We start from the raw sequence: 17,235 nt of genomic DNA, 5'->3' as shown, positions 1-17,235 counted from the left end.
TCCGTCAGCCGTCGTCCTGCGTGCCGCTCGCCCGGCGACGCAGGAGCCAGGCTCCGCCGACGGCGGTCGCGGCGAGAACGCCGGCGCCCGCCGCGATCTGGGTGGTGTCCGTGCCGACACTGCCGCCGACACCGGCGTTGACGCGCCCCGTGGGGCCGGTGGGTGCGGCCGAGGTGCGGGGGTCGGAGGACGTCTCGAAGCCCGACGAGCTGTTGTCCGCGGAAGTCTCGTCGCGCGCGGAGGTGCCGTCGTCCGGGGAGGCCTTTTCGCGCGCGGTGGTGTCCTCGCGTGGGGTGGTGTTGTTGTCGGGCGAGGTGTTTTCGCGGGCGGTGGTGTTCTCGCGTGGGGTGGTGTTGTTGTCGGGCGAGGTGTTTTCGCGCGCGGTGGTGTCCTCGCGTGGGGTGGCGTTGTTGTCGGGCGAGGTGTTTTCGCGGGCGGTGGTGTTCTCGCGTGGGGTGGCGTTGTTGTCCGGCGAGGTGTTTTCACGGGCGGTGGTGTCCTCGCGCGCGGAGGTGCTGTCGTCCGCGGTGACGTTGTCGCGTGCGGCTGTGTTGTCCTCCGGGGAGGCTTTCTCGCGCGCGGTGTCGTCACGTGGGGCGGTGTTGTTGTCCGGGGCGGCATTGTCACGTGGGGTGGTGCTGCCCGGTTGCTCCGACGGGCTCGGTCGCTCGCCGGAGGATTCGCGACCCGGGGCCGTGCCGGAGTCCGGTATGAGGGCGGAACCGGTGCCCTCGGCCTCGTCGAGACCCGCGGAGGCGGAGGGGCCCGTGGAATCGGAGGGGCCCGCGGAGGCGGAGGGGCCCGTGGGGGAGTCCCCCGCGGAGTCGCCCGGGGCCGTGTCCGTCCGGGCAGCGCCGCTGTTCTTGCCCGCGGGGTCGTCACTTTTTTTGCCCGCGGTGCCGGCGGCCCGCACCTCGATCTCGCCGGTGGCCTTCTTGCCGTTCTCACAGGCCACACCGATGCTGTACGGGCCGGGCCTGACGTTGCCCGGTACCCGGAACGAACCTGCCAGGACCTCCTTGAGGGTGGCCGGTGCCAGCGCGAAGCGGGAGGCGTCCATGGAGCTCGCATCGCCGGTCGCGCCCGTGTCGCCCCCGCAGGCGTCGGTGTTCACGGTGACCGTGGCCCCCGGTACCGCGCTCGCCGGGGTGATCTCCAGCGGGCCCAGTTCGTCCCCGTACGCCGACGGTGCGGCGGCGCTGAGGCCGAGCGCGGCGGCGGCGAGGGCCGCGGCAGCGGTGCCGGTCACGAGGCGAGCAGGACTGCGCATGAGGTTCCTCCGAGCAAGGGGCGCTGTCGGGTGTGTCCTGGGTCCGAGCTAACGGCCGAGCGATCGCCCACGCCTGCTGACACCAAGTCAGCTGTCACCCGACCGGACCGGCGCCGCCTCCTTGCCACGCGGCATGCGTGCAGGTCAGAGCGGTGATGGTGAGGAAGGTGCGGCACCCTTCGGTATTCCGTGCCGATCGGGTGACGGACCCCGAAGGCGATGTGGTGCACGTCACATGCGTGACCTTGTGGTCGAGGGGCACACGCATCACACCCCCCACGGGACGGTGTCCTTCAGCCGCCCCCGGCCGCCGCCCTCACCGGGCCCACCCCCCCTGGACCCGGTGAGGGCGGCTCCTTGTCCGGGGTGCTTCAGGAGGGGAGCGCGCTCATGCCGGAGCGGCGGCGGACCACTCGATGACCGGCGGCCGGACCCGGGCGCAGAGCGGCTGGCCCTTGGCGTCGGAGAGCGGCAGTCGTGCGGTGAGGTGCCCGGAGCGTGCGGCTGCTTCGAGGACGTCCGGCCCGATGTCGGCGAACATCAGCTTGGCCCGCCGGAACATGGAGAAGAGCCCGTTCTCGTCGACCGTGCCCCATGACAGGTAGACGAAGCGCCCGCCGAGCCGGTCCTGTACGTACGGCCCGCTGATCTCGACGCCGTCCGCGGTGGCGGAAGCGGTGGTGGCGGTGAGGGTGGCGGTGCAGTCCAGGGTCCAGGAGGCGGACGGGGCGTCGCCCGGGAGCAGCCCGAAGAGTTCGCCGGGCCGGTCCTTGCGCTGCACGCCCACGTGGATGTTCTCGTAGCCGGCGAAGTCGCCGCCGGGCCGGCAGACGCGGCCGGGGAGGCGTGAGCCCTCGATATGGATCTGCATGCGCGACTGCGGGCCTTCGGCGGGGATCTGCATGTGCCCCATGGTCCCCTCTCGCGGCCCCGACCCCGACCGCCGGTGCGCCGAAGCGTCCCGTCCCCGACCGCCGGTGCGCCGAAGCGTCCCGCCCCGATGCTGCGGTGGGCTGAGGCGCGTCCCGGCCCCTGAGGCGGGCCCCGGACCCCGTCGGTGCCGGGGCGGGAGCCCTCAGATGGTGTCCCAGGGCGCCCTCTCGTAGGCCGCGTCCAGCCGCTTCATCAGTTCCTCGTCCACCGTGAACGCGGCCTCGTCGATCCGCCGTACCGGAGCGATGCCCTGTGAGTTGGTCACGAAGGCCGACCGGTAGCTCCCCAGCCCGTCCAGCCTCACCGGACGATGCCGCGACCGGATCCCCGCGCCGGGAAACTCCTGCTCCAGCAGAGCCATGGTGATGCCGCGCAGCGCGGGAGCCTGCGGCCAGACGACCGAATCGCCGTCCCAGAAACCGATGTTGGTGAACGATCCCTCGGTCACCGAGCCGTCCGGCAGGGTCAGCGCCGCATCGTCGAAGCCCGCGCGGGACGCGAGATGTGCGTAGTACGTCTGGCCGAATTCGCCGGGGCGCTTGAGGTGCGGCAGCGTACGGGCGTACGGGACGGACATCATGCTCTTCGGGTCGGTGGGCATCCTCGCCGGTCCGCGCACCGTGACCATGACGGTCGTCGCGCTGTCGCCCGGCGGCAGGAATCCGTGCACCCGCACCGAGGCGTCCACCACCCCCGCGCTCCCCAGCGCGTGCCGGATCAGTTCGCGCACCCGCTCGCCGGCCAGCGGGAGTTCGAAGAGCGCCCGGTTCGCGCTGTCCAGCCGGTCCAGGTGCAGCCCGAGTCCGCGTACCCGGCCCGCCCTGACCTGCATGGCGGTGAAATGGCCGTAGTTGAAGAAAACGGCTGTCCGCAGATCGTCCTCGGTGGCCGGATGCCCGTCGAACTCGGCGTACGGGAACGGTGCGGCTGCTGGAGTCGTCATGTGATCCACCGTAGGCCGACACGCCGGGAGGAAGGGCTGATCGCCCGGCGCTTGACATCAACCATGGTTGAGGTGTGAGCGTCTTCCCATGGACCTCACCACAGCTGGATCCGCAGCCACCGCCACGGTTTCCACCTCCGCTTCCGCCTCCGCCGACGCACCCTTGAAGGTCGCGGTCATCCTCGCCAGCAACCGCGAGGGCCGCTTCGCGCCCGTCGTCGCCGACTGGTTCCTCGCCCGTACCGACGGCCACCCCGCCGTCGTGACCGACCTGATCGATGTCGCCGGACTCGACCTCCCGACCGTGCACTCGTACCGCCCCGCCCCCGAGGCGCAGGCCGCACTGGCCGCGGTGGCGAGCCGGTTGGCGGCCGCCGACGCCTTCGTCGTCATCACCCCCGAGTACAACCACTCCTACCCGGCCCCGCTGAAGAACCTCATCGACTGGCACCACGTCGAATGGCAGGCGAAACCCGTCGCCTTCGTCTCCTACGGCGGGGTCTCCGGCGGGCTGCGCGCGGTCGAGCACCTGCGGCAGGTCTTCGCCGAACTGCACGCCGTCTCGATCCGCGACACCGTCTCCTTCCACAACGCCGGCGCGCAGTTCGACGACGAGGGCAGACACCGTGACCCGGCCGGTCCCGACGCCGCCGCGAAGACGGTGATCGACCTGCTGGTGTGGTGGGGCCGGGCGCTGCGGGACGCGAAGAAGGTGCGGCCGTACGGCGGATGACCGGGCGGCAGAGGGCCCCGCGACCGACAATCGGGGGAGGACCGCTGCCGAATCCGAGGAGACCGAAGGTGACGTCGACCGCATGGCTGACCGTTCTGACCACAACGGACAGCGAGGAGAAGGCCCGGCTGCTGGCGCAGGGCGTGGTGGAGGCGCGGCTCGCCGCCTGCGTACAGATCTCCGCGCCCGTCACCTCGGTCTACCGGTGGCAGAACGCCATCGAGACCACCCAGGAGTGGCAGCTGCTCCTCAAGACGACGGCCGAGCGGTACGACGAACTGGAGGCCCATCTCCAGGAAGCGCACGACTACGACGCCCCGGAGATCATCGCGATGCCGGTGGTACGGGGCAGCGCCCGCTACCTCGGCTGGGTGTCGGCGGAGACCGCACCGGTCACCTCGGGAGGGAGCTGAGGGCCCCCGCACCCGAGGTGACCGGCGCGCTCACCCGGCGTCCGCCGCGAGGGCCGTTCCCACGCCCGGCTCCCGGGGGCCCAGGAAGCGCGGGTCGGGCTTGAACAGCACCTCGAGGGCCGCCTTCCCCGCCGCGAAGACCTCCCGTGTCCCGCCGTAGTACCAGGTCGCATCGTGTACGGCGTCGACCCCGACGCCGTACGCGTCGATCCCCGCCGCCCGGCACAGCGCGATCGCCCGCCGGACATGGAAGCCCTGGGTCACCAGCACGGCCCGATCCACCCCGAAGATCTTCTTGGCCCGGACGCACGAGTCCCAGGTGTCGAAGCCGGCGAAGTCGCTGACGATCCTGCTGTCCGGCACCCCGTGCCCGACCAGGAACTTGCGCATCGCGTCCGGTTCGTCGTAGTCCACCCGGCTGTTGTCACCGGTCACCAGCACGACCCTCACCTTCTTGTCCCGGTACAGCTCGGCCGCGGCCCGCAGCCGGTTCGCGAGATACGGGGACGGCTTCCCGTTCCACAGCCCTGCCCCGAACACCACGGCGACCTGACGCGCGGGCACGTCCGCCGTCGTCCTGACCCGGGCGTCGGCGACCGAGTGCATCCAGGTGGCGGGTGCCAGGCCCAGCACACAGGCGACCATCACCGCCTGCACGGCCCGGCGCCGCCCCCGTCGGGTCCGTGGCAGCCGGGGCCGCAGCCGGCCGGCCGCTCTCCGCAGCCGGCCCCGCCCCGCCCCTGCTCCCTGTCGGTTCAGCCGCATGAGCGCCCTCGTTCCTGTCTGTCCTGTGCCGTGCGGAAGTGTCCCTCTATGCCTTGACGACAGGACGGCTCAAAGGGTTCGCCCGACTCGACGACAGGACGGCCCAAAGGGTTCTTCTGCCTTCACGTCTCCTGCCTTCACGTCTCCTGCCTTGACGACGGGACGGCTCAAAAGGGTTCTCCGCGGACGGCCGTCGGTAGCATCGGCCGATGTCGCTCCCACGGCTGATCGCCTCAGATCTCGACGGCACCCTGCTGCGCAACGACGGCACGCTCTCGCCCCGCACACTGCGTGCCCTGCGCGCGGCCGAGGGCGCCGGGGCGGAGATCGTCATCGTCACCGCCCGCCCGCCCAGGTTCGTCGACCGGCTCGCGGAGGCCACCGGCCTCGTCGGCACGGCGGTGTGCGGCAACGGCGCCCTCGTCTACGACATCGCCACGCGCACCGTCGTCTCCTCCCGCACCCTGCCCCTGACCACCGCCCGGCGGGTGGCCACCGCACTCGCCGCCGCGGTGCCCGAGGTGGGCTTCGCCCTGGAGACCGGCAACCAGGTGCTGTACGAACCGGCCTACCGGCTGCGCCTCTGCGAGGACATCGACGCCGAACTCCCCGTACCGTCCCTCGCCGACCTCTGGCTGACCGATGCCCCCGTCACCAAGCTGCTCGCCTGGTCGGAGCGGCTCGACGCGGACACCTTGCTGGCCGCGGCCCGGCATGGCGCGGGCGACGAGGTGCAGCTCACCCACTCGGGCGGGCGCGGACTGCTGGAGATCAGCGCGCCGGGCGTCACCAAGGCCGGCACCCTGTCGATGCTGTGCGCCGGGCGGGGCATCGCCGCCGCCGAGGTCATCGCCTTCGGCGACATGCCCAACGACCTCACGGTCCTCAGCTGGGCCGGCACCGGCTACGCCATGGCCAACGCCCATCCGGCCGTGCTGGCCGCCGTACCGGTGCACACCGTCAGCAACGAGGAGGACGGCGTCGCCCACGTCATCGAACGCCTGCTCGCCGGGTCCGACCGGCCAGGGTCCGACCGGCCAGGGTCCGACCGGCCAGGGTCCGACCGGCCAGGGTCCGACCGGCCCGGGTCCGACCGGCCCGGGTCCGACCGGCCCGGGACCGACCGGCCCGGGTCCGACCGGCCAGGGGCCGACGGCGTCTGACAGCGCCCCCGGCCGTGCCGTGAGGCCGCGGTAGACACCCGTGACCGGCCCGCAACGACGCGGCAACCTGCGCCCGGCACCATCGGTTCATGACGGAGCCGGCACCGGAACACCCTCAGGAGTCCCCGCCCCTCGACAGCACGGCGCAACTGCTGACCCGTATCACCGCACAGCTCGGCACCCAGCTCAGCCTCGTCTCCCTGAACGGAACCCGACGGCCCATGCACCGCACCCGGTCCCGGCCCGCACAGGGCGACATGAGCCCCCTGGCCCAGCCGCCACCGCACTGGCCCCCGCCCCCGCCCTGGTCGCCGTCGCACACGGCAGCCGGGACCCGCAGGCGCTGCGCACGGTGACGGAGCTGCTCGACCGGGTGCGGGAGCTGCGGCCGGGGCTCGACGTCCGGCTCGGGCACATCGAGCTGAACGCACCCCTCCTGCCGGAGCCCCTGGACACCCTGGGCGACGGCGAGGCGGTCCTGGTGCCGCTGCTGCTGGGCCGCGGCCACCACGTCAAGCAGGACATCCCGGAGGCCGTCGCCGGTGCCCCCGCCCTGCGCACCAGGACCGCCGCACCGCTCGGACCGCACCCGTTGCTGGTCGAGGCGCTCCGCGGCCGGCTCGCCGAGGCCGGCTGGCAGCCCTCGGACGACGGGAACCGCAACAGCGCCGTGGTCCTCGCCGCCGCCGGTTCGCGCGACCCCGAATCGGCCGCCGACACCCGTCGCACCGCGCAGCTGCTCGGCGAACGGCTCGGCGGGGTGCCCGTACTGCGCCTGAGCCCCCAATGTCGGCCCGGCCGATTAATGTCGAGCCCATGGACGGCACGCACGGCACGCACGGCACGCAGGAATCAGACACGGCACCTTACGGCGCCGCCGACGCCGAGCGCTGGGACACCGAACCGGACAAACGGCCCGGCCGCACCGCCTTCCAGCGCGACCGAGCCCGGGTGCTCCACTCCGCCGCGCTGCGCCGGCTCGCCGGGAAGACCCAGGTGGTCACCCCCGGCACCCGCAGCTACGCCTGGGACGCCAGCCCCCGGACCCGGCTCACCCACTCACTGGAATGCGCCCAGGTCGGCCGCGAGCTCGGCGCCGCACTCGGCTGCGACCCCGACCTGGTCGAGACGGCCTGCCTCTCCCACGACATGGGCCACCCGCCCTTCGGCCACAACGGCGAGCAGGCGCTCAACGACTTCGCCTCCGACTGCGGCGGATTCGAGGGGAACGCCCAGTCGCTGCGCCTGCTCACCCGGCTCGAACCGAAGCGGTTCGTGCCCGACACCCGTACCGGTGAGCTGGTCAGCGTCGGGCTCAACCTGACCCGCGCCGCGCTCGACGCCGCCACCAAGTACCCCTGGCCCCGCGGCGCACACCCCACCGACCCCGGCTCGCCGAAGTTCGGGGTCTACGAGGACGACCTGCCGGTCTTCGACTGGTTCCGCAAGGGCGCCCCGCAGGACCGCAAGTGCTTCGAGGCCCAGGTGATGGACTGGTCCGACGACGTGGCGTACTCGGTCCACGACTTCGAGGACGGGCTGCACGCCGGCCACATCGACCCCAACTGCCTGGACGCCGAGCCGGAGCGGCAGGAGATCTGGCAGGTCGCCGTCGGACGGTACGTCCCGGCGGACACCGACCCGCAGGAGCTCTCCGACGCGCTGGACCGGCTCATCGGCCAGGACTGGTGGCCGCACGGCTACGACGGCTCGGCCGTCGCCCAGGCCCGGCTGAAGGACGCCACGAGCCAGCTGATCGGCCGGTTCTGCCTCGCCGCCGAGAGCGGCACCCGCCGGGCGTACGGCACCGGCCGGCTCGGCAGGTACGGCGCCGAGCTCGTCGTACCCCGCGAGGCGCGCAACGAGTGCGCGGTGCTCAAGGCGATCGCCGACCGCTACGTCATGCAGCGCGCCGAACAGGAGGCCATCCGCGCCGAACAGCGGATCGTCATCGCCGAACTGGCCGCGGCGCTGACCGCCCGCGCGCCGGAGGGACTGGAGCCGCAGCTGCGGGCGCTGTACGAGGCCGCCCCCGACGACCGGTCCCGCAAGCGCGTCCTGGTCGACCAGATCGCCGCCCTGACCGACGCGTCGGCCCGCACCCTGCACCACTCGCTCACCGCCCGCCGCCGATGACCAGGCACCGGAGCACTCCCGCACCGTCGCGGCGCCGGCGAAGACCGTCCCGGCCCGCGCCGGTGAGCACCCCGTGTTCGTCCCGCCCAGGGCCTGTCCCGGAGCCATGGGGCGCGGCGGCGCCGGCCGGCAAAGTGACAGGTGGTGTGCTGGGCGCGCGTACCGCGTGGCGCCGGGCCCCGACCTCGCACCTGCCACCCTGTTCCCCGTGGTGCGGCACCGGTTTGCGGACCGGCCCATGACCACTGGGTGTGACCTGATCGGGCCACACCCTCTTTCGCCATCACGCTGCGTGCGGGACGCTCGCAGTTGGCGCCGCGCAGCAAGCACCGAGGAGGCATCAAGTGGTCGACGCACATCGGACGTTCGTCATTGTCGGCGGAGGACTGGCCGGAGCGAAGGCGGCGGAGACGCTCCGCTCGGCGGGTTTCAGCGGCCGCGTCATCCTGATCGGCGATGAGCGCGACCATCCGTACGAACGCCCGCCGCTCTCCAAGGGCTACCTGTCCGGGAAGGAGGAACGCGACAGCGTCTTCGTCCACGAGACGGCCTGGTACGCGGGGGCCGACATCGAGCTCCACCTCGGCCAGCCCGTCACCGTACTGAACCGCGACGACCGCTCCGTGGAGCTCGGCGACGGCACCGTCATCCACTACGACAAGCTGCTCCTGGCCACCGGCGCCGAGCCGCGCCGCCTCGACATCGCCGGCACCGACCTGGCCGGAGTCCACCATCTGCGCCGCCTCGCCCACTCCGACCGGCTGCGCAACGTACTGGCCGCGCTCGGCCGCGACAACGGCCATCTGGTGATCGCCGGAGCCGGCTGGATCGGCCTGGAGGTCGCGGCCGCGGCCCGCGGATACGGCGCCGAGGTCACCGTCGTCGAACCGGAGCCGACCCCGCTGCACCGTGTCATCGGCCCCGAGCTCGGCCAGCTCTTCACCGATCTGCACAGCGACCACGGCGTCCGCTTCCACTTCGGCCGCCGGCTCACCGAGATCGTCGGCCAGGACGGCATGGTCCTCGCCGTCCGCACCGACGACGGCGAGGAGCACCCCGCCCACGACGTCCTCGCCGCGATCGGGGCCGCCCCGCGATCCGCGCTCGCCGAGGCCGCCGGCCTCGACATCGCCCCCCGCGCCCAGGGCGGCGGCATCGCCGTCGACGCCTCCCTGCGCACCAGCGACCCGCACATCTACGCCGCCGGTGACGTCGCCAACGTGGCCCACCCGCGGCTCGGCACCCGGCTGCGGGTCGAGCACTGGGCCAACGCGCTGAACGGCGGCCCCGCGGCGGCCCGCGCCATGCTCGGCCAGGACGTCTCCTACGACCGGGTGCCGTACTTCTTCTCCGACCAGTACGACCTCGGCCTGGAGTACTCGGGCTGGGCGCCGCCCGGCAGCTACGACCAGGTCGTGATCCGCGGTGACGCGGGCAAGCGCGAGTTCATCGCCTTCTGGCTGAAGGACGGCAAGGTGCTCGCCGGTATGAACGTGAACGTGTGGGACGTCACCGACACCGTGCAGGAGCTGATCAAGGCCGGTCAGCCGGTCGACCCGGACGCGCTGGCCGATCCGACGGTGCCGCTGGAGTCACTGATCTGAGCGATCCGGGCCGTCCCCGTGCCGGAGCCCGGCGGGCCCCGGCACGGACGCACCCGGGCACCGCGGGCGGCCCGCATCACACCCCGCCCGCACCACCACTGTCACCGCCCACCCGTAGACTTCACTCGTGGCAGGCAGGATCAATGACGACGACGTGAAGGCGGTCCGGGACGCGGTCCCGATCGACGCCGTCGTTTCCGAGTACCTCCAGCTGCGCAACGCGGGCGGTGGAAACCTCAAGGGCCTGTGCCCCTTCCACGACGAGAAGTCCCCCTCCTTCCAGGTCAGTCCGAGCAAGGGTCTCTTCCACTGCTTCGGCTGCCAGGAGGGCGGCGACACGATCGCCTTCGTGATGAAGATCGATCACCTCCAGTTCTCCGAGGTGGTCGAGCGGCTCGCCGCCAAGGCCGGCATCACCCTGCGCTACGAGGAGGGCGGGTACAACCCCTCCCACCAGCGCGGTGAGCGGATCCGGCTGGTCGAGGCACACAAGGCGGCCGCCCAGTTCTACGTGGAGCAGCTTGACGGCCCCGAGGCGGAGATCGGCCGCAAGTTCCTCGCCGAGCGCGGCTTCGACCAGGCCGCCGCCGCCCACTTCGGCGTCGGCTACAGCCCCGCCGGCTGGGACCACCTCACCCGCTATCTGCGCGGCAAGGGCTTCAGCGACAAGGAGCTGATCGCCTCCGGCATCTCCCAGGACGGCAGGCGCGGCCCCATCGACCGCTTCCGCGGCCGGCTGATGTGGCCGATCAGCGACACCGCGGGTGACATCGTCGGCTTCGGCGCCCGCAAACTGCGCGACGACGACAACGGCCCGAAGTACCTCAACACCCCCGAGACCGCGATCTACAAGAAGTCCCAGGTGCTGTACGGCATCGACCTGGCCAAGAAGGACATCGCGAAGGCCAGCCGGGCCGTCGTCGTCGAGGGCTACACCGACGTGATGGCCTGCCACCTCGCCGGGATCACCACCGCCATCGCCACCTGCGGCACGGCGTTCGGCGGCGACCACATCAAGATCCTCCGCCGGCTCCTGATGGACAACGGCAGCGCCCGGGTGATCTTCACCTTCGACGGTGACGCAGCCGGCCAGAAGGCCGCCCTGCGCGCCTTCGAGGACGACCAGAAATTCGCCGCCGAGACCTACATCGCGATCGCCCCGGACAATATGGACCCGTGCGATCTGCGGCTGGCCAAGGGCGACGAGGCCGTCCGCGACCTGGTCGAACCCCGCACCCCGCTCTTCGAGTTCGCACTCCGCCAGATCGTCGGCCGGTACGACCTGGAGACCCCGGCGGGCCGCGCCGCCGCGCTCGACGAGGCAGCCCCCGTCGTCGCCAAGATCAAGACGGGCAGCGTGCAGCGCGAGGTCGCCGTCCAGCTGGCCGGCTTCGTCGGCATCCTGGACCAGGAGTACGTCGTGCACCGGGTCAACCAGCTCGCCCAGTGGGCCCGCGGCCGGGGCGACCAGCGAGGACCCGCGCGGTCCTCCTCCCGAGCCGACGCGCAGCGCCGGCAGATCCAGGCCCCCACCGGCCCCTCCGGCCCCGCGCTCAACCTCCGCAGCCCGGCCCACCGCACCGAGCGCGAGCTGCTCAAGCTCGCCCTGCAGCGGCCCGCCCTGGTCTCCCCGGCCTTCGACGCCTACGGAATGGACGAGTTCACCGCCCCGCCGTACGCGGCGGTCCGCCAGTGCATCGCGGAGGTCGGCGGCGCGGAACTGGGTGTCGCCGAGACCCGCGAATACCTCGTCCAGGTGCTCGACGCGACCCCCAACGAAACGGTGCGCAAGCTCGTCACCGAGCTGGCGGTCGAGGTCTTCCACGGCAAGTCCATCGACGAGGCGTACGCGGGCGAGCACCTGGTCAAGGTCCGGCTGCGGGCCGTCGACCGCCGGATCAACGATGTCCAGGGCAGCCTCGCCCGGCTCGGCAGCAATGTCGCACCGGAACACCTGGCCGCCGCGCAGAACGAGGTCTGGGTCCTCCAGCAGTACGCCCAGTCCCTGCGCAACAGCGGAGCCGACGCGCTCTGACCGGCCGCCGGGCCACCGGGTAGCCGCCCGGTCACGCGACGGACTCAGAAAGTGCCCGCACGCCCCTCGTGGCGGCTGTGTGTCGTACCCCACACTGGGTGGCGGTGCCTGAGTCATCGGAGCGCGACCGGCCCACCGAACGGTGGTCCTCCATCCCGCGGTCCGGCAGCGATCACCTGGAGGTCGCCCCCGTGCAGACCCGGACCGTGACCGAAACCGAGCGTGTCTCGGCAATCCCCGCGCAGCACCGGGCCGTACGTCATCCGGAGGCCGCGGCGGACCCCCCGCCACCCGTGCCCGAACGGCCGCACCCACCCCAGGCGCCACCGGACCCACAGGACGTACCCGACCCACCCGAGGCGGTCATGGAGGAGTCGGCAGAGCTCCCGGACCCCCCGGAGCAGCGCGGCCGGCCGGACCCGGGCGGGCCGTCGTCCGACCTGTTCCGGCAGTATCTGCGGGAGATCGGCCGCATCCCGCTGCTCACCGCCGCCGACGAGGTGGAGCTCGCCCGCTGCGTCGAGGCCGGCCTGTTCGCCGAGGAGCGCCTCGCCCGCACCCCGGACCCCGACACCCGGCTGGCCGTCGATCTGGACCGGCTGGTGGTCATGGGCCGGACGGCCAAACGCCGCCTCATCGAGGCCAATCTGCGCCTGGTCGTCTCCGTGGCCAAACGCTATATCGGCCGCGGACTGACCATGCTCGACCTGGTCCAGGAGGGAAACCTCGGGCTGATCCGGGCGGTCGAGAAGTTCGACTACGCCCGCGGCTACAAGTTCTCCACGTACGCGACCTGGTGGATCCGGCAGGCCATGTCCCGCGCGCTGGCCGACCAGGCGCGGACCATCCGGGTCCCGGTCCATGTCGTCGAACTGATCAACCGTGTCGTGCGCGTCCAGCGCCGGATGCTCCAGGAGCGCGGCTACGAGCCGACGCCCGAGGAGGTCGCCGCCCAGCTCGACCTCACCCCGGAGCGGGTCGGCGAGGTGCTGCGCCTCGCCCAGGAACCGGTGTCCCTGCACGCCCCGGTCGGCGAGGAGGACGACGTGTCGCTCGGCGACCTGATCGAGGACGGCGACGCCGCGTCCCCGGTCGAGTCCGCCGCCTTCCTGCTGCTGCGCGAACACCTGGAAGCGGTGCTCTCCACGCTCAACGAGCGCGAGCGGAAGGTGGTCCAGCTGCGGTACGGGCTGGCCGACGGGCGGCCCCGCACGCTTGAGGAGATAGGCCGGATCTTCGGCGTGACCCGGGAACGCATCCGCCAGATCGAGTCCAAGACCCTCAACAAGCTGCGGGACCACGCCTTCGCCGACCAGCTCCGCGGCTACCTCGACTGAGCACGCGTACCCGCGCACATCCGCCCGGGGCAGCCGCGGAACGGCGCCGACCGGTGATCGCCTAGTCGACCTCGGCGACCGCCTGCGCGAACTGGGCCGCGTACAGCCCGGCGTACGAGCCCTGTGCCTGCAGCAGCTCGTCGTGCGTGCCCTGTTCGACGATCGAGCCGTTCTCCATCACCAGGATGACGTCGGCGTCCCGGATGGTGGAGAGCCGGTGCGCGATCACGAAGCTCGTACGACCGTGCGCCAGGCGCGCCATCGCCTTCTGGATCAGCACCTCGGTACGGGTGTCGACCGAGCTGGTCGCCTCGTCGAGGACCAGTATCACCGGGTCGGACAGGAACGCCCGCGCGATGGTGATCAGCTGCTTCTCACCCGCGCTGACGCCGGTGCCCTCGTCGTCGATCACCGTGTCGTAGCCGTCCGGCAGGGTGCGGATGAAGCGGTCGGCGTGGGCCGCCCGCGCCGCCTCCTCGATCTCCTCCCGGCTGACCTCGCCCGATGCCCCGTACGCGATGTTCTCCGCGATGGTCCCGCCGAACAGCCAGGTGTCCTGGAGGACCATGCCGATCCCCGACCGCAGATCGGCGCGCGACATCGTCGCGACATCGACCCCGTCGAGGGCGATCCGGCCGCCCGTCACCTCGTAGAACCGCATCAGCAGATTGACCAGCGTCGTCTTGCCCGCGCCGGTCGGGCCGACGATCGCGACCGTGTGACCCGGTTCGACGTTCAGCGACAGGTCCTCGATGAGCGGCTTCTCCGGGTCGTAGCGGAACGACACGTTCTCCAGCGAGACGTTGCCGCGCAGCTCCTCCGGGTGCGCGCCCTTGCCGGGTGCGGGACCGGCGTCCTGCTCCTCGGCGTCCAGCAGCTCGAAGATACGCTCGGCCGACGCCACCCCGGACTGCACCAGGTTCGCCATCGAGGCGACCTGGGTCAGCGGCATGGAGAACTGCCGCGAGTACTGGATGAAGGCCTGCACATCACCGATCGACAGTGAGCCGGAAGCGACCCGCAGGCCACCGATCACGGCGATCAGCACATAGTTGAGGTTCGACACGAACATCATCAGCGGCTGCATGATCCCGCTGTTGAACTGCGCCTTGAACCCGGCCTCGTACAGTGCGTCGTTCTGCTCGGCGAAGTCCCGCGCGGACTCCTCCTGCCGGCCGAAGACCTTCACCAGGGTGTGCCCGGTGTACATCTCCTCGATGTGGGCGTTGAGCGTGCCCGTCACCTTCCACTGCTGGACGAACTGCGGCTGCGAACGCTTGCCCACCTTGGTCGCCACGACCACCGACAGCGGCACCGTCGCCAGTGCGACGACCGCCAGCAGCGGCGAGATCCAGAACATCATGATCAGCACGCCGACGATGGTCAGCAACGAGTTGATGAGCTGGCCCATCGTCTGCTGCATCGTCTGCGAGATGTTGTCTATGTCGTTCGTCGCCCGGCTCAGCACCTCGCCGCGCTTTTGCCGGTCGAAGTACGACAGCGGCAGCCGCGACAGCTTCGTCTGGATGTCCTCGCGCATCTGGAACACGACCCGGTTGATCACCCGGATCGACAGCCGCGTCGACACCAGCATCAGCAGCCCGGCACCGACGTACGTGATCAGCGCCGCCAGCAGCACATGGCCGATCGCGTCGAAGTCCATGCCCTTGCCCGGGGTGAAGTCCACCTTGGAGAGCATGTCGGCCAGGCCGCTGTTGGACTTGTGCAGGCCCTCGATGGCCTGCTCCTTGGTCGTCCCCGCCTGCATCTGCCGGCCGACGACCCCGGCGAACACCAGGTCGGTGGCCTTGCCGAGGATCTTCGGCCCGACCACCGAGAGCGCCACGCTCAGCGCCCCGGCCACCAGCATCACGTACAGCGTCGTCTTCTCCGAGGCGAAGCGCTTCAGCAGCCGCTTCGTGGACCCCTTGAAGTCCATGGACCGCTCGGTCGGCGCCCCGCCCGCCATCATGCGTCCGCCAGGCCCTGCCATTACGCGGCCTCCGCTTCCGTCAGCTGGGAGAGCACGATCTCCCGGTATGTTTCATTGCCGTCCATCAGCTCGTGATGACTGCCGGTGCCGACGACCCGGCCCTCGTCCATCACCAGGATCCGGTCGGCGTCACGGATGGTGGACACCCGCTGCGCGACGATCACCACGGTCGCGGTGGCGGTCTCCCGCAGCAGTGCCGCGCGCAGCGCGGCGTCCGTGGCGTAGTCCAGTGCGGAGAACGAGTCGTCGAAGAGGTAGATCTCCGGCTGCTGAACCAGCGTCCGGGCGATCGACAGCCGCTGCCTCTGCCCGCCGGAGACATTGGTGCCGCCCTGCGCGATCGGCGCGTCGAGACCGTGCTCCAGACCCTCGACGAACTCCTTGGCCTGTGCGACCTCCAGCGCGTGCCACAGCTCCTCGTCGGTCGCGTCCGGGTTTCCGTACCGCAGATTGCTCGCGACCGTTCCGGAGAACAGATACGGCTTCTGCGGGACCAGGCTCACGGTCCTCGCCAGCAGCGCCGGATCCAGCGTCCGCACGTCCGTCCCGTCGACCAGCACCTGGCCGTCCGTCACATCGAACAGCCGGGGTACGAGACCGAGCAGCGTCGACTTGCCGCTGCCCGTCGACCCGATGATCGCGGTCGTCTCGCCGGGCCGGGCCACCAGATCCACCGACCGCAGCACCGACGCCTCGGCGCCGGGGTAGCGGAAGTTCGCACCCCGGACCTCCAGGTGCCCGTGGGCGCGCAGTTCGGTCACCGGGTCCACCGGCGGCACCACGCTGGAATCGGTCTCCAGGACCTCCTGGATGCGCTCCGCACAGACCTCGGCGCGCGGCACCATCATGAACATGAAGGTGGCCATCATCACCGACATGACGATCTGCATCAGATAGGAGAGGAACGCGGTCAGCGCCCCGATCTGCATCCCGCCGCTGTCGATCCGGTGCGCACCGAACCAGACGACGGCGATCGACGACACGTTCACGACCGTCATCACGGTCGGGAACATCAGTGCCATCAGCCGGCCGGTGGACAGTGCCACGTCCGTCAGCTCGGTGTTGGCGCCGCGGAAACGCTTCTCCTCGTACTCGTCGCGGACGAAGGCGCGGATGACCCGGTTGCCGGTGATCTGCTCGCGCAGCACCCGGTTCACCGTGTCGAGCCGCTCCTGCATCAGACGGAACAGCGGACGCATCCGCTTCACGATCAGGCTCACCGCGATCCCGAGGACCGGCACCACGGCGAGGAGCACCGCGGACAGCGGGACGTCCTGGCCGAGCGCCATGATGATGCCGCCGACACACATGATCGGCGCCGAGACCATCAGCGTGAACGTCATCAGGACCAGCATCTGGACCTGCTGGACGTCATTGGTCGTACGGGTGATCAGTGAAGGGGCGCCGAACCGGCCGAGCTCACGCGCGGAGAACGACTGGACCCGGTCGAAGACCGACGCCCGGACGTCGCGGCCGAGCGCGGACGCGGTGCGCGCACCGATGTAGACGGCCCCGATGTTGCAGACCACCTGGGCGATGCTGACGACGATCATGGCGCCGCCGTACTGAAGGATGTAACCCGTGTCCCCCTTGACGACACCGTTGTCGATGATGTCGGCGTTCAGGGTGGGCAGATAGAGGGCGGCGGAGGTCTGCAGCAGCTGGAAGACCACCAGCAGCGCGATCGGTTTCTTGTACGGACCGAGATAGGCCCGCAGGATTTTTATGAGCACGCGTGTCTCTCGGAGTCGGCATGGGTCGGGGGTCGACTCATCTTCGGGCACCGCCCGCCGGGACCGCGAACGTATTTATTCAAGTCCAGGTCAAAAAACAGACCGAGTCCATAATTCTTCCGCCGAACCCCACTTCGGGGCCCGGTCGTGTCACTGAACGTAGTCGTCTCGGTGTGC

General features: G+C 71.1%; 12 protein-coding genes and 2 pseudogenes. 8 read left to right on the top strand and 6 right to left on the bottom strand.

Features of this window, described 5'->3' with window-relative positions:
- Positions 1-4: 4 nt before the first annotated feature.
- The 3 genes from FHX80_RS34615 to FHX80_RS07040 all read right to left on the bottom strand — a co-directional run bounded on the left by FHX80_RS34615 (position 5) and on the right by FHX80_RS07040 (position 3,146).
- A complete protein-coding gene (locus FHX80_RS34615) occupies positions 5-1,270 on the bottom strand; it encodes a hypothetical protein (protein ID WP_167523332.1) in 1,266 nt (421 codons plus the stop codon).
- A gap of 388 nt (positions 1,271-1,658) precedes the next feature.
- Positions 1,659-2,141 carry a DUF5990 family protein gene (locus tag FHX80_RS07045; RefSeq protein ID WP_145767122.1) on the bottom strand — a complete coding sequence of 161 codons (483 nt, stop codon included), beginning with the start codon at positions 2,139-2,141 and terminating at the stop codon, positions 1,659-1,661.
- Positions 2,142-2,345: 204 nt separating this feature from the next.
- Positions 2,346-3,146 (bottom strand): aminotransferase class IV family protein, encoded by an 801-nt coding sequence (locus FHX80_RS07040; RefSeq protein WP_145763410.1) that lies wholly within the window; start codon positions 3,144-3,146, stop codon positions 2,346-2,348.
- A gap of 88 nt (positions 3,147-3,234) precedes the next feature.
- Here FHX80_RS07040 and FHX80_RS07035 point away from each other — a divergent pair, with 88 nt between their 5' ends.
- Positions 3,235-3,879 carry an NADPH-dependent FMN reductase gene (locus FHX80_RS07035; protein WP_145763409.1) on the top strand — a complete coding sequence of 215 codons (645 nt, stop codon included), beginning with the start codon at positions 3,235-3,237 and terminating at the stop codon, positions 3,877-3,879.
- Between the two features lie 68 nt (positions 3,880-3,947).
- Positions 3,948-4,292 carry a divalent-cation tolerance protein CutA gene (gene cutA, locus FHX80_RS07030; protein WP_244318158.1) on the top strand — a complete coding sequence of 115 codons (345 nt, stop codon included), beginning with the start codon at positions 3,948-3,950 and terminating at the stop codon, positions 4,290-4,292.
- Between the two features lie 30 nt (positions 4,293-4,322).
- Here cutA and FHX80_RS07025 read toward each other — a convergent pair whose 3' ends face one another.
- Positions 4,323-5,057, bottom strand: coding sequence for a SanA/YdcF family protein (locus tag FHX80_RS07025; RefSeq protein WP_145763407.1), 735 nt, complete (start codon positions 5,055-5,057; stop codon positions 4,323-4,325).
- Between the two features lie 224 nt (positions 5,058-5,281).
- On the opposite strand from FHX80_RS07025, the pseudogene FHX80_RS07020 reads away from it, so the two are divergent.
- From FHX80_RS07020 to FHX80_RS06995, 6 genes and pseudogenes are all read left to right on the top strand, one after another.
- A pseudogene (locus FHX80_RS07020) lies at positions 5,282-6,079 on the top strand (Cof-type HAD-IIB family hydrolase); the annotation flags it as partial.
- Positions 6,080-6,309: 230 nt separating this feature from the next.
- Positions 6,310-6,992, top strand: a pseudogene (locus FHX80_RS07015) (sirohydrochlorin chelatase); the annotation flags it as partial.
- A gap of 44 nt (positions 6,993-7,036) precedes the next feature.
- Positions 7,037-8,356, top strand: a complete 1,320-nt coding sequence (locus FHX80_RS07010; RefSeq protein WP_145763406.1) for a deoxyguanosinetriphosphate triphosphohydrolase — start codon at positions 7,037-7,039, stop codon at positions 8,354-8,356.
- A 344-nt stretch (positions 8,357-8,700) separates the two neighbouring features.
- Complete coding sequence (locus FHX80_RS07005; RefSeq protein ID WP_145763405.1) at positions 8,701-9,960, top strand: NAD(P)/FAD-dependent oxidoreductase; 1,260 nt, start codon at positions 8,701-8,703, stop codon at positions 9,958-9,960.
- Between the two features lie 127 nt (positions 9,961-10,087).
- Positions 10,088-11,995: a DNA primase gene (dnaG, locus tag FHX80_RS07000; protein WP_145763404.1), complete on the top strand. Its 1,908-nt coding sequence runs from the start codon at positions 10,088-10,090 to the stop codon at positions 11,993-11,995.
- 191 nt (positions 11,996-12,186) lie between these two features.
- Entirely contained in the window at positions 12,187-13,332 is a 1,146-nt protein-coding gene (locus FHX80_RS06995; RefSeq protein ID WP_145767120.1) for an RNA polymerase sigma factor, read from the top strand.
- Positions 13,333-13,393: 61 nt separating this feature from the next.
- Here the strand turns inward: FHX80_RS06995 and FHX80_RS06990 are convergent, their stop codons facing one another.
- Together FHX80_RS06990 and FHX80_RS06985 are read right to left on the bottom strand one after the other, a co-directional pair.
- Entirely contained in the window at positions 13,394-15,325 is a 1,932-nt protein-coding gene (locus FHX80_RS06990; protein ID WP_145763403.1) for an ABC transporter ATP-binding protein, read from the bottom strand.
- A complete protein-coding gene (locus FHX80_RS06985; protein WP_145763402.1) occupies positions 15,325-17,058 on the bottom strand; it encodes an ABC transporter ATP-binding protein in 1,734 nt (577 codons plus the stop codon). The genes FHX80_RS06990 and FHX80_RS06985 overlap by 1 nt, the downstream gene beginning before the upstream one ends.
- Between the last annotated feature and the right edge of the window lie 177 nt (positions 17,059-17,235).

Origin of the sequence: Streptomyces brevispora, from assembly GCF_007829885.1 — a bacterium.
GTDB lineage: Bacteria > Actinomycetota > Actinomycetes > Streptomycetales > Streptomycetaceae > Streptomyces > Streptomyces brevispora.
This window is presented reverse-complemented; position numbering and strand designations above follow the sequence as displayed.

Excerpts from the sequence above, each read along its gene's own strand:
- FHX80_RS06990 (WP_145763403.1), bottom strand. The coding sequence starts at position 15,325 with ATGGCAGGGCCTGGCGGACGCATGATGGCGGGCGGGGCGCCGACCGAG.
- FHX80_RS07040 (WP_145763410.1), bottom strand. The coding sequence starts at position 3,146 with ATGACGACTCCAGCAGCCGCACCGTTCCCGTACGCCGAGTTCGACGGG.
- FHX80_RS34615 (WP_167523332.1), bottom strand. The coding sequence starts at position 1,270 with ATGCGCAGTCCTGCTCGCCTCGTGACCGGCACCGCTGCCGCGGCCCTC.
- FHX80_RS07010 (WP_145763406.1), top strand. The coding sequence starts at position 7,037 with ATGGACGGCACGCACGGCACGCACGGCACGCAGGAATCAGACACGGCA.
- FHX80_RS07045 (WP_145767122.1), bottom strand. The coding sequence starts at position 2,141 with ATGCAGATCCATATCGAGGGCTCACGCCTCCCCGGCCGCGTCTGCCGG.
- FHX80_RS07025 (WP_145763407.1), bottom strand. The coding sequence starts at position 5,057 with ATGCGGCTGAACCGACAGGGAGCAGGGGCGGGGCGGGGCCGGCTGCGG.
- FHX80_RS07035 (WP_145763409.1), top strand. The coding sequence starts at position 3,235 with ATGGACCTCACCACAGCTGGATCCGCAGCCACCGCCACGGTTTCCACC.